Below are 10769 nucleotides of genomic sequence, written 5' to 3' on the forward strand. Positions count from 1 at the left end.
GATGGCGCATCTGCTGGCCATGTTCGATCAGGTTCGGATCGTGAATTTGGTGGACCGCCCGGATAGGCGGCGGGAGGTCACCGCGCAGATCGCGCGCGTCGGCGGCTTCGATGGGGGCCGCGTTGCGTTCCACACCGCCCGGCGTCCGGAAAATCCCGGCGACTTCCCAAGTCTGGGCGCGCGCGGCTGCTTCGAAAGCCAACTCGCCGTTTTGCGCAATGCGCGAGACAGCGGCGCCAGGAAGCTGCTCCTGCTCGAGGACGATCTGGATTTCGTCGGCGTCGAACGCGGCCCTGCCATTTTCAATGAGCTGGCGAAGCGCGACTGGAGCTTCTTTTATGGTGCGCACCGTGAGGAAGCGCAGGGCCGCACCGGTCTTGTCCGCCTGTCACCCGATGAGGTCGTCATCACGGCCTCGTTCCTGGCATTCGACGGCAAGGTGATCGCCCCGCTCGTCGACTGGCTGGAGGCGGTTCAGCAGCGTCCGGCCGGCTCCCCCGAATATGGCCCGATGCATGTCGACGGTGCCTATTCGGTCTATCGCGCGCTCAACCCGGACCTCGAGACATATGCGGCCTTCCCCCCGCTCGGACGGCAGCGCAGCTCCCGGTCTGACATCACGCAGACCGGAATGATCCTGGATCGCTACGCGGCTACCCGCCCGATCGCCAACCTGCTGCGTCGCGGAATCGAGCATCTGCGCGGCTGATCGGATTTGGCACACTACGGAGACGCCCTGTCTCCGGTCCCTCACTCCGCCGGTCAGCCGAGCGCCTTCTTCAGCAGCTCGTTGACCACCGCCGGATTGGCCTTCCCCGCCATCGCCTTCATCGTTTGGCCGACGAAGAAGCCGAACAAAGCCTCCTTGCCGCCGCGATACTGGGCAAGCTGGTTGGGGTTCTTCGCGATCACGTCGGCGATCACCGTCTCGATCGCGCCGGTATCGCTGGTCTGCTTGAGCCCGCGCGCCTCGACGATCGCGCTCGCGCCCTCGCCCGTCTCCAGCATGATCTCGAACACCTGCTTGGCGAGCGTTCCGGACAGCGTGCCGTCGGCGACGAGCGCGATCAGTTCGGCGCCCTGTTCGGGACTGACCGGGCTGTCGACGATATCCTTGCCGAGCCGGTTGAGCGCACCGAACAGATCGGAGGTGAGCCAGTTCGCGGCGGCCTTCGAGACCTGCGCCTCGGGCTTGCCCGTCGCGGCGAGCAACGCCTCGAACCAGCGCGCCGTCTCCACGTCGGCGGTGATCACACCGGCATTATAGGCCGAAACGCCCAGCTCCCGCTCGTAACGCCTGCGCTTGGCGTCGGGCAGCTCGGGCAGGCTCGCCTCGCAGGCGGCGAGGAAATCGTCGGCCAACTCGAGCGGCAGCAGATCAGGATCGGGGAAGTAGCGATAATCGTGCGCATCTTCCTTCGATCGCATCGAGCGCGTCTCGTTGCGATCGGGATCGTAGAGCCGCGTTTCCTGGACGATCGTGCCGCCGCTCTCCAGCACGTCGATCTGGCGGCGCGCCTCGCCCTCGATCGTCGCCATCACGAAGCGCACCGAATTGACGTTCTTCGTTTCGGTCCGCGTCCCGAATTCCTCGCCCGGCTTGCGCACCGAGACGTTGACGTCGGCGCGCATCGAGCCCTGCTCCATATTGCCGTCGCACGAGCCGACATAGCGCAGGATCGCGCGCAACTTGCGCAGATAGGCGCCGGCTTCGGCGGGGGACCGCATGTCGGGCTTCGACACGATCTCCATCAGCGCGACGCCCGATCGGTTGAGATCGACATAAGTGCGCGTCGGATGCTGATCGTGCATCAGCTTGCCCGCATCCTGCTCGACATGGATGCGCTCGACGCCGATCGTCTTCACTTCTGCGTCGGGGTCCTTCTCGTCCAGGCTGATCTCGATCGCGCCCTCGCCTACCAGCGGATGATAAAGCTGGCTGATCTGGTAGCCCTGCGGCAGATCCGCATAGAAATAATTCTTCCGATCGAAGCGCGACCAGCGATTGATCTGCGCGCCGATCGCCATGCCGGTTCGCACCGCCTGGCGGATGCATTCGGCATTGGGCACGGGCAGCATGCCCGGCATCGCCGCATCGACGAGGCTCACCTGCGTGTTCGGCTCGGCGCCGAAGGCGGTCGCCGCGCCCGAGAAGAGCTTGGCCTCGCTCGTCACCTGAGCGTGGACTTCGAGGCCGATCACGACTTCCCACGCGCCGGTGGCGCCCTCGATACGGAAGGGGGCGGCTGCGGTCATGTCGATTTCCAACCTTCAAATAGCTTTGTCATGTTCGTCGTTACTTCGGATGCCGCGCGATGAAATCGACGACGGCCTTCATCCTCGGCACCTGATCCAGGGGCTGGCCGGTATATTGAATGTGCCCGTAGATGTTCGTATCCGTCCCGCTGTACAAGACCAGCAGGCCGCCGACCTTCGTGCGCCACGCCTCCAGATATCGCATGTAGATGTCATACATCCGCGGATCGTGGTTGATCGCATTGGCATCGCGCCCCGCCTCGGGATTGTACGCGATGGAATCCGAACCGCCCTCATATCCGATCAGATCGACATTATATTTGTCGGCGATCTTCTTCTGCGCGACGGCCGCCTCGATCGCCTGATCCGCCTCGGCCGGCAGGCGCGCAATCACCTTTTCGACGCGCGTCGGCCCGGCCTGATCGATATCCTGCACGGTATGCCCGAAATAGGGCGCGATCGCGAGCGCATCGACCGACTTCCAGGTCTCCTTGTGTGCGAGCATATCCTCGGACCGCTCTTTCCACACGGCCTGACCGCCAAGGACACGAACGATGCGGTTCGTCTGTCCGGCGAACACTTCGCTCCATGTCTTCATCACATCGCGGACTCGATCGGCATAATAATAATCGCCGGCAAGACGGCCATCGATGCCCGGATAGAGCTTCGTGCCCCGCTGGACGGCGTCCTGCGACTGCTTGAAGCCCGAATTCCACACTTCGTTCGACAGCTCGACATAGGCCTTGCGCCCCGGCGCCAGGTGATCGCGAACATAGATCGCGAAGTTCCGATAATAAGCCGGATCGGTATCGAACGGCAAAGTGAACCAGGGATCGGAGCCCAGCTTATTCGCCAGCGCGACCATATATTCGACGGCCATGCCGTTGCGGATCTGGCTGAAATCGTTCTCGGTCGAGCGGTTGGCCCAAGTCTGCATGGGCGCGCCGTTCGTCTTCATCCAGTCCATGAACCGAATGACGCGAAACGGGCGCATGTCGCTCAGGAAATCCGGATGGAAAAGCTGCCCCGCAGGCGTCCCGGCCGGAACGCACGATGCCACGTCCAATCTCGCCCCGTCTTGCTTGGCGGTTATCGCCAGCTGCACGATGACGCCGTTCGGATCCCCCGGAATATCCAGCTTGAACTTCTCGGGTCCGCCGGAAAGCTTACCCATGAACTTGGACTTTATGTCCCACCCCGGCGAAAAGACGCAGTCATGCACCCCGAGCTGCCCCATCGCGGAATGCTCCAGCATGAGTTCCATATAGGTGCCTTTGGGGGTGTTATAGGGGTGCCCCCCCGCGTCGACCGTCAAATTGCCTATCGTCGGCAAGTGCCCCTCGGTCAGGAAACCATTGTTTTTGACGATGTCGATGAACACGCGTTCCGGCGACCAATAGGAAGGCGTTCCGAGATTCATTCCGATGACAGTAGGCTGGAGGAGCGGCGGCCTTGGCTTCGGCAGCGATGATCCTGCGGACTTCTCGCCCGGCATAGTTCCGCCGGACTTGGGCACGCCGCCGACGGCGAGGAATCCGGCTGCGGCCAAAGCCAGTGCGCCTGCGGAAAACGCCATAGCTTTCTTCCTCCCAATCATGCCGGGCACATCCGACAAACGTTATAGGTTGGCAAGAAATTTGCTCCATGGCGGCTGCTCGTCGGCGGTCATCATGATCGCAATATGTGGCAGGCAACCTGAAGGCTGGGAGTTCAAGGCGATGTCGCTACGAAGGCAAAGAACTTGCATCGCTTCGGCCATTCTCGCCGATCTGTCCGCTCCATACCGCATGCGGGCCATGCGCCCGCCGACATTGGGGGCGACGGAAAGCGACAGGCACGGCATAGCGATCGCACCGATGACGACGATCTGCCGATGACCCTCGCCTCCGTTCTCCGCCATGCCGCGCCCGGCCGGCTGGTCGCGCTTGGTCGAACGCGATCGGGCGTTCTGGCCCTCTCGACGATCGGATCGATGGTCGTCCGGATGGGCAGTTCGGTCATCCTCACCCGGCTGCTGTCTCCGGAGGCCTTCGGCTTGGTCGGCATCATCGGCTCGATCTTCTTCACGCTCGGCATGCTCACCGATCTCGGCTTCCAGTCCTACGTGGTCCGCCACGAAAGGGGCGACGAGCGACATTTTCGCGACGTGATCTGGACGATCCACGCGTGGCGCGGCCTCGCGCTCGCTTTGCTGGCGGCCGCAGCCTCGCCGCTGATCGCGGATTTCATGCAGAAGCCGGAGCTTGCCTGGCCGATCGCGGTGGTGGGCTCCACCTTCTTTCTGAACGGGGTCGCGTCACTGTCGCAGATGACGGCGCTTCGCTCCGATTCGGCCCGATTGCTCTCCGTGCTGGATCTGCTGTTCCAAATCTTCCAGACGCTCTCATGTCTTCTCCTCGCCGTCTGGCTGCGAAGCGTCTGGGCGATCATTATCTCGATGGTGCTGCAATCGGCGGTTCGGTCCGTGGCGAGCTATTTCATCTTCCCCGACGCTGGCCATCGCCTTGCCCGCGATCGGGACGTGTCGCGGGATTTCTTCGCCTTTTCCCGCATCGTCCTGGTGAGCAGCGCGCTGTCCCTGCTCCTGTTCCAGAGCGACAAGCTGGTATTGGGGCGCCTGCTGACGCTGCAGGAGTTCGGGCTGTACGCGATCGCGCTCAATCTTTCGTCGGCGCCCGCATCGTTCGCGGATTCCTATATCAGCAGGGTCAGCTTTCCCCTGTACGCGAGCACCTGGCGCACCGATCCAGGGCGGCTCAGTGAAGTCTATTATTCGGTCGGGCGGATGCCGTCGCTGCTCTACGCGCTCGTCTGTGGCGGACTGGCGGGCGGCGCGCCTTTGGGGATCGCGATACTCTATGATGACCGCTACGCCGGGGCCGGACCCTTCCTGTCCCTGCTGGCGATCGGAAGCGCTCTGCGCTTCCCCAATTTCGCCGCGGCCGAGGTGCAAACCGCCATCGGTCGTGTCAAAGGTACGATGCACGCGAACATCGTTCGGATCGCATGGCTGGCCGTGGCCGGTACGGCGGGCTTCCGCTTGTATGGCCCGATCGGGCTCGTTGGTGCGGTGGGGCTGATGGAGCTTCCTGCCCTCGCCTACAACTGGACGGCGCTGCAGCGGCTCGGCATTCTCAACCTGCGCAAGGAACTGGTGTTCGTTGCCTGTGCTCTGGCCGGCGCCGCGATCGCCTTTGCGGCGTCACGCACGATCCTGGCGCTGATGCCTTCGCTTTAACAGCCGTGCCGCCGTCTCCCGCATGAGAATCATGAGGGTGCGCAGCCATAGCGCCCGGTTCATTCGCGCTGCCAGCGCGAGGGTCTGGCCCATGCGTGCGAACGCCAGTTTGCTGCCATTGTCGCTGCGATACCCCCACATCAAGATCTGGGCCTTGAAGTCGATTGCTTTGCGCCGGGCCGCCCGCGGCGGCGCGCCGACCACGCTCGCGATATAGCGTTCCACCTGCAGCGTCTCGCGGACGAAAGGCTCTCCCTTCAGGCGGTTGCGAACGGTGAACGCGTGCTGGCGGAAATAATTGAGCGGCTCGGCAAGGCATGCAATATCATGATAGCGCAGCATGTGTGCGTAGGTCATCCAGTCGCCGCACTGAGCGAGCTCGGTCTGGGGACCGCCGATCGTGTCGAACGCCGCCCGCCGGAAGAGGATCGCGCTGGCATTCGGCAGGGTGTTCCAAGGCGACATGTAGCGGCGCAGATATTCGCGGCCATCCATCACGAAGTCCTTGCGAAAAGCCTCCAGATCGTAGGTCGACAGGTCGTCACGCCGCCAGCTGTCGAAATATTCGTGGCACACCTGATCCTGCGCATCGATGATATACGATTGCGCGACCGCCAGGCCGGCAGTAGGATTCAGATCGAGCTGACGAGCCAACTTTTCCAGGAACGTCGGATCCGCCGCATCGTCGGATTCGGCGACCCAGACATAGTCGCCGGTCGTCTCCGCCAGTCCTTTGCGCCACTGAAGGAAGGTGTTGCCGCTATTCGTCTCGTTGAACGACACGCGCACGCGTGGATCGCTCAGATAGCGCGCGATCACGTCGCGGCTATTGTCCGGCGAGCAATCGTCAAGGATCAGCAGCTCGAAATCGGTGTGCGTCTGCGCGAGGATCGTTTCGATCCGTCGCGGCAGGAAAGCGGCATGGTTATAGTTGGGCAGGATGACAGAGATGGATGCCATATTCGCTCCAGCTATCGCCCGGCGTCGGCGGTCGGCGCCGTCACCACCACGCCTCCGGTCGTGCCGAAAAGCCCGCACGCTGCTCGATCGCGAGGCCCGCGTCGAGCACGCCTTGCTCGTCCAGCGGCTTGCCGATGATCTGCAGTCCGAGCGGCAGGCCCTTGGCGTCCAGCCCCGCCGGCACCGACATCGCCGGCAGGCCGGCCAGGCTCGCCGGCACGGTGAAGACGTCGTTGAGATACATGGCCAGCGGATCGGCATTCTTCTCGCCGAGCGCGAAGGCGGCCGAGGGCGCGGTCGGCGTCAGCAACAGGTCGCACGTCTCGAACGCGCGCTCGAAATCACGCGCGATCAGCGCGCGGACGCGCTGCGCCTTCGTGTAATAGGCATCGTAATAACCGGCCGAGAGCACATAGGTGCCGATCAGGATGCGGCGCTTCACTTCCGGGCCGAAGCCGTCGGCCCGCGTCGCCGCATACATGTCCTGCAGATTCGCGCCGTCGGGCAGATCGCGCAGCCCGTAGCGGACGCCATCATAGCGGGCGAGGTTGGACGAGGCTTCGGCGGGGGCGATGATATAATAGGTCGCCAGCGCATAGCGCGTGTGCGGCAGCGAGACGTCGACGACGGTCGCGCCCGCATCCTTGACGAGCGCGATGCCCTTTTCCCAGAGCGCCTCGATCTCGGCGGGCATGCCCTCGACGCGATATTCCCTGGGGATGCCGACGCGCTTGCCGGTGAGATCGCCCGACAACAGCGCTTCCCAGTCGGGCACGGGCAGATCCAGCGAGGTCGCGTCCTTCGCGTCGAAGCCGCTCATCGCCTCCAGCAGGATCGCGCAATCGCGCACGTCGCGCGCCATCGGCCCGGCCTGATCGAGGCTCGAGGCGAAGGCGACGATGCCGTAGCGCGAGCAGCGCCCATAGGTCGGCTTGATCCCCGAAATGCCGGTGAAGGCGGCGGGCTGGCGGATCGAACCGCCCGTATCGGTGCCCGTCGCCGCCGGCACGATCCGCGCGGCAATGGCAGCGGAGGAGCCGCCCGACGAGCCGCCCGGGGCCAGCGGCGCATTGCCGCCGTCGTTGCGCCGCCAGGGCGAGATCACGTTGCCGAAATAGCTGGTCTCGTTCGACGAGCCCATCGCGAACTGATCGAGATTGAGCTTGCCGAGCATCCCCGCGCCGGCGTCGAACAGCTTCGCCGCCACGGTCGCGTGGTAGGGCGGCACGAAGCCTTCCAGCATATGGCTGGCGGCGGTCGTCTGATATCCGGCGGTCGCGAACAGATCCTTCATGCCGATCGGCACGCCGGACAGCGGCTTGAGATTGTCCTCGGCCTTCGCCTTGTCGGCCGCATCGGCGGCGGCGAGCGCATGTTCGGGCGTCTCGACGATGAAGGCGTTGAGCGCCTTGGCGCCGGCCACCGCCGCGTTGAACGCCTCGGCCACTTCGCGCGCCGAGAAGGCGCCGTCGCGCACGCCGTCGCGGATACCGGCGACGGTCAGATCGGTCAGCGCGGTCATTATTCGATCACCTTGGGCACGGCGAAGAAGCCATGTTCGGCCTGGGGTGCGTTCGCCAGCACCTTGTCGCGGATGCCGCCGTCGGTCACCTGGTCGGCGCGCAGGCGCAGCGTGTTCGGGATCACCGCGGCGAGCGGCTCTATCCCCGCGGTATCGACCTCGCTCAATTGCTCGATCCAGCCGAGGATGTTGTTGAGCTCGGGGACCATCGCCTCGACCTCCTGATCGGTGGTGGCGATGCGGGCGAGGCTCGCGATCTTGCGGACGGTGGCGGCATCTACGGACATGGGGCGCGGCTAGCATCCGTCCCCGCCCCCGACAAGGCGATGCGTGGACGGGAACATGGCGGAACGATAGAGCGCCCTGCTACCTCTCCCTTTCCGTTTGCTTCGAGCGGAGATCGAGCCTGTCGAGATCGCAGTCGAGAAGAGTTCTCGACGGACGCTTCTCGACTTCGCTCGAAGCTGCTCGAACCGAACGGAGAAAATCCGAGGACACGATCCTGCTCGCCCGCAAATTCCTCTACGCGATCGCCGCGATCATTCTCCTGATCCTCGCCTTCGGGATCAGCTGGAGCCTGTTCCAGGACCGGTTCATCCGCTGGACGTTCGTGCCTTCGACCGATTTCGTGGAGCGCGATGCCGGCCCCGCCCCCGATTATGCGAAGGTCACCGCCTGGCTGGCCCGCCCCGATCTGGCCGTGGACCCGACCCGCTACGTGCCCGCCGGCTTCGAGACGCCCGCTGCGCACGCCGCCGCCATCTTCTACGTGCCCCCCACCACCTATCTCAGCAAAGCGCACTGGAACGGGCCGATCGCCGACGCCGATGCGAAGGCGCGCGCGGTCCTGTTCGCGAAAAGCCAGGCGAGCGCCTTCAACGGATCCGGCTCGGTCTGGGCGCCGCTCTACCGGCAGGCGACGCTCGGCGCGTTCCTCGCTGCCGACGATCCGCGTTCGGCCAAAGCGCTCGACCTTGCTTATGCCGATGTCGCGCGCGCCTTCGACGCATTCATCGCCGCCCAGCCCGCCGACATGCCGATCATCCTCGCTGGACACAGCCAGGGCTCGCTCCATCTGCTCCGCCTGTTGCGCGAGAAGGTCCGCGGCACCGAACTGCGCTCGCGGATCGTGGCGGCTTATGCGATCGGCTGGCCGATCTCGCTGACGGCGGATCTGCCCGCGCTGAGCCTGCCCGCCTGCCGGGAGCCGAAGAGCCATGGCTGCCTGCTTGCGTGGCAGAGCTTCGCCGAACCCGCCGAGCCGCGCCTGATCACCGCCTATTTCGATGCGACCGGCGGCTATGCCGGTCTCCCCCGCAAAGGCACCAAGATGCTCTGCACCAATCCGCTGACTGGCTCGGTCGGCGGATCGGCGCCCGCTTCGGCCAATCGCGGCACGCTCGTTCCCCGCACCGATTATGCGCGCGCGGATCTGGAGAAGGGGCGCGTTCCCGCCGCCTGCACGCCCGAAGGACTGCTCTCGATCGGCGAGGCACCGGACGGCTTCGGACGTTATGTGCTGCCCGGCAACAATTACCACGTCTTCGATTATGCGCTCTTCTGGGCGAACATCCGCGCCGATGCCGAACGCCGCACTTTGGCCTTCGCGCGATGATCACGAGCGTGGCTGCCGAATTCCGCGACGCGCTTCCCGAAGGCGGACGGCTGGCGGGGCTCGACGTCGGCACGAAGACGATCGGCGTCGCGCTCTGTGATGCCGGCTGGCATATCGCGAGTCCGGCCGAGACGATCCAGCGCGCCAAGTTCGCGGTCGATCGCGCGCTGCTCGCGCTGCTGCTCAAGAAGCAGACCGCGACCGGGATCGTCGTCGGTCTGCCGCTGAGCCTCGACGGCACGGACAGTCCCCGCACCCAATCGGTCCGCGCCTTCGCGCGCAATATCGAGCCGCTCGGCCTGCCGATCCTGCTGTGGGACGAGCGCTGGTCCACCGCGGCCGTGACGCGCACCTTGCTGGAGGCAGACACGAGCCGCGCGCGCCGCCGCGAACTCGTCGACAAGCTCGCCGCCGCCTACATTCTCCAGGGCGCGATCGATTCGATGGCGAGCGGGGGACTGACGGGGTGAGAAGAACCGCGTGCATGGTCATGGTGGCAGCGCTTCCCGTCGCGGCGGGCGCACAGATGACCGCCGAAACCACCGCGCCGTCGGACGAGATCGTCGTAACCGGCGTAAAGGGACGCTGGTCGCTGGAGGGCAAGCGTCTCCGCGCGGCGCAGGCCGCCTTCGTCGCGGGGCAGCCGCGCTACGCGCCGGGCAGTCGCCTTGTCTTCCAGATCAACCTCAAGACGGATCGCTCGCCCGACGGCCTCGTGCTCACGCTGCGCAAGGGGGACGAGATCGTCGCCGTTCCCTTGGATGGCGACAGGCGGTTCACGCTGCCGCTGCTCGACTCGGACGACTGGCTGCTCTCCGCCAATCGCACGCCCGCCGAGGTCGGCGTGCGGATGTGGGTCTTCTCGTCCAATTCCACCGAATTCGATCGCCGGCTCGGTGACATGCGGCTTCATTGTCGCGTCGCCTGGGCGCTCAAGCGCGACCGTGCGTCCATCTTCCAGCGTGCCGCTTTCTCCACGCTGGGCGGCTGCGAGAGCGCCAGCATCATGTTCATCACCACCGCTACGCGTCCGCTGGCTTCGGCCGAAGTGGTCTCCGCGGCAGGCGCCGTCCGGCCGCTGGAAGTGAAGGACGGTCTGCAATACGGGATGCCGATCGGCGACAAGAGCCTGACGGACGAAGCCCGCGTCCACCTCGTCGCGCGCTGACTTGAGCTTG

The 10769-nt window shown here is 65.1% G+C and carries 11 protein-coding genes; 6 read left to right on the forward strand and 5 right to left on the reverse strand.

Annotated features, from left to right (window positions below):
• Position 1 precedes the first annotated feature (1 nt).
• Positions 2 to 709, forward strand: coding sequence for a hypothetical protein (locus Q4F19_RS03275; RefSeq protein WP_303539757.1), 708 nt, complete (start codon positions 2 to 4; stop codon positions 707 to 709).
• Positions 710 to 762: 53 nt separating this feature from the next.
• Here Q4F19_RS03275 and gatB read toward each other — a convergent pair whose 3' ends face one another.
• Together gatB and Q4F19_RS03285 are read right to left on the reverse strand one after the other, a co-directional pair.
• Positions 763 to 2256, reverse strand: coding sequence for an Asp-tRNA(Asn)/Glu-tRNA(Gln) amidotransferase subunit GatB (gene gatB, locus Q4F19_RS03280; protein WP_303539758.1), 1494 nt, complete (start codon positions 2254 to 2256; stop codon positions 763 to 765).
• Positions 2257 to 2296: 40 nt separating this feature from the next.
• Complete coding sequence (locus tag Q4F19_RS03285; protein WP_303539759.1) at positions 2297 to 3676, reverse strand: hypothetical protein; 1380 nt, start codon at positions 3674 to 3676, stop codon at positions 2297 to 2299.
• Between the two features lie 4 nt (positions 3677 to 3680).
• Here Q4F19_RS03285 and Q4F19_RS03290 point away from each other — a divergent pair, with 4 nt between their 5' ends.
• Entirely contained in the window at positions 3681 to 4133 is a 453-nt protein-coding gene (locus Q4F19_RS03290) for a hypothetical protein (protein WP_303539760.1), read from the forward strand.
• Positions 4130 to 5494, forward strand: coding sequence for an oligosaccharide flippase family protein (locus Q4F19_RS03295; protein ID WP_303539762.1), 1365 nt, complete (start codon positions 4130 to 4132; stop codon positions 5492 to 5494). Before Q4F19_RS03290 ends, Q4F19_RS03295 begins: the two co-directional genes overlap by 4 nt.
• Here the strand turns inward: Q4F19_RS03295 and Q4F19_RS03300 are convergent.
• The 3 genes from Q4F19_RS03300 to gatC are packed head-to-tail and all read right to left on the reverse strand — an operon-like array spanning position 5459 to position 8263.
• On the reverse strand, positions 5459 to 6532 hold the full coding sequence (locus Q4F19_RS03300; protein ID WP_303539763.1) for a glycosyltransferase family 2 protein: 1074 nt from the start codon (positions 6530 to 6532) through the stop codon (positions 5459 to 5461). The two genes, Q4F19_RS03295 and Q4F19_RS03300, sit on opposite strands and share 36 nt — an antisense overlap.
• A complete protein-coding gene (gene gatA / locus Q4F19_RS03305) occupies positions 6495 to 7976 on the reverse strand; it encodes an Asp-tRNA(Asn)/Glu-tRNA(Gln) amidotransferase subunit GatA (protein WP_303539765.1) in 1482 nt (493 codons plus the stop codon). The genes Q4F19_RS03300 and gatA overlap by 38 nt, the downstream gene beginning before the upstream one ends.
• Entirely contained in the window at positions 7976 to 8263 is a 288-nt protein-coding gene (gene gatC, locus Q4F19_RS03310) for an Asp-tRNA(Asn)/Glu-tRNA(Gln) amidotransferase subunit GatC (protein ID WP_303539766.1), read from the reverse strand. Before gatC ends, gatA begins: the two co-directional genes overlap by 1 nt.
• 323 nt (positions 8264 to 8586) lie before the next feature.
• Here gatC and Q4F19_RS03315 point away from each other — a divergent pair, with 323 nt between their 5' ends.
• From Q4F19_RS03315 to Q4F19_RS03325, 3 genes are read left to right on the forward strand one after another with little or no spacing between them, the layout of a single operon-like run.
• Positions 8587 to 9591, forward strand: a complete 1005-nt coding sequence (locus Q4F19_RS03315; RefSeq protein ID WP_431312354.1) for a DUF3089 domain-containing protein — start codon at positions 8587 to 8589, stop codon at positions 9589 to 9591.
• On the forward strand, positions 9588 to 10061 hold the full coding sequence (ruvX, locus tag Q4F19_RS03320; RefSeq protein ID WP_303539767.1) for a Holliday junction resolvase RuvX: 474 nt from the start codon (positions 9588 to 9590) through the stop codon (positions 10059 to 10061). The genes Q4F19_RS03315 and ruvX overlap by 4 nt, the downstream gene beginning before the upstream one ends.
• 14 nt (positions 10062 to 10075) lie before the next feature.
• Positions 10076 to 10759: a hypothetical protein gene (locus Q4F19_RS03325; RefSeq protein WP_303539769.1), complete on the forward strand. Its 684-nt coding sequence runs from the start codon at positions 10076 to 10078 to the stop codon at positions 10757 to 10759.
• The last annotated feature ends 10 nt before the right edge of the window (positions 10760 to 10769 follow it).

Origin of the sequence: Sphingomonas natans, from assembly GCF_030546695.1 — a bacterium.
Taxonomy (GTDB): domain Bacteria; phylum Pseudomonadota; class Alphaproteobacteria; order Sphingomonadales; family Sphingomonadaceae; genus Sphingomonas_I; species Sphingomonas_I natans.

Coding starts and splice junctions, on each gene's coding strand:
- Q4F19_RS03285 (WP_303539759.1), bottom strand. CDS start 3,676: ATGAATCTCGGAACGCCTTCCTATTGGTCGCCGGAACGCGTGTTCATC.
- Q4F19_RS03275 (WP_303539757.1), top strand. CDS start 2: ATGGCGCATCTGCTGGCCATGTTCGATCAGGTTCGGATCGTGAATTTG.
- gatB (WP_303539758.1), bottom strand. CDS start 2,256: ATGACCGCAGCCGCCCCCTTCCGTATCGAGGGCGCCACCGGCGCGTGG.
- ruvX (WP_303539767.1), top strand. CDS start 9,588: ATGATCACGAGCGTGGCTGCCGAATTCCGCGACGCGCTTCCCGAAGGC.
- Q4F19_RS03290 (WP_303539760.1), top strand. CDS start 3,681: ATGACAGTAGGCTGGAGGAGCGGCGGCCTTGGCTTCGGCAGCGATGAT.
- gatA (WP_303539765.1), bottom strand. CDS start 7,976: ATGACCGCGCTGACCGATCTGACCGTCGCCGGTATCCGCGACGGCGTG.
- Q4F19_RS03295 (WP_303539762.1), top strand. CDS start 4,130: ATGACCCTCGCCTCCGTTCTCCGCCATGCCGCGCCCGGCCGGCTGGTC.
- gatC (WP_303539766.1), bottom strand. CDS start 8,263: ATGTCCGTAGATGCCGCCACCGTCCGCAAGATCGCGAGCCTCGCCCGC.
- Q4F19_RS03325 (WP_303539769.1), top strand. CDS start 10,076: ATGGTCATGGTGGCAGCGCTTCCCGTCGCGGCGGGCGCACAGATGACC.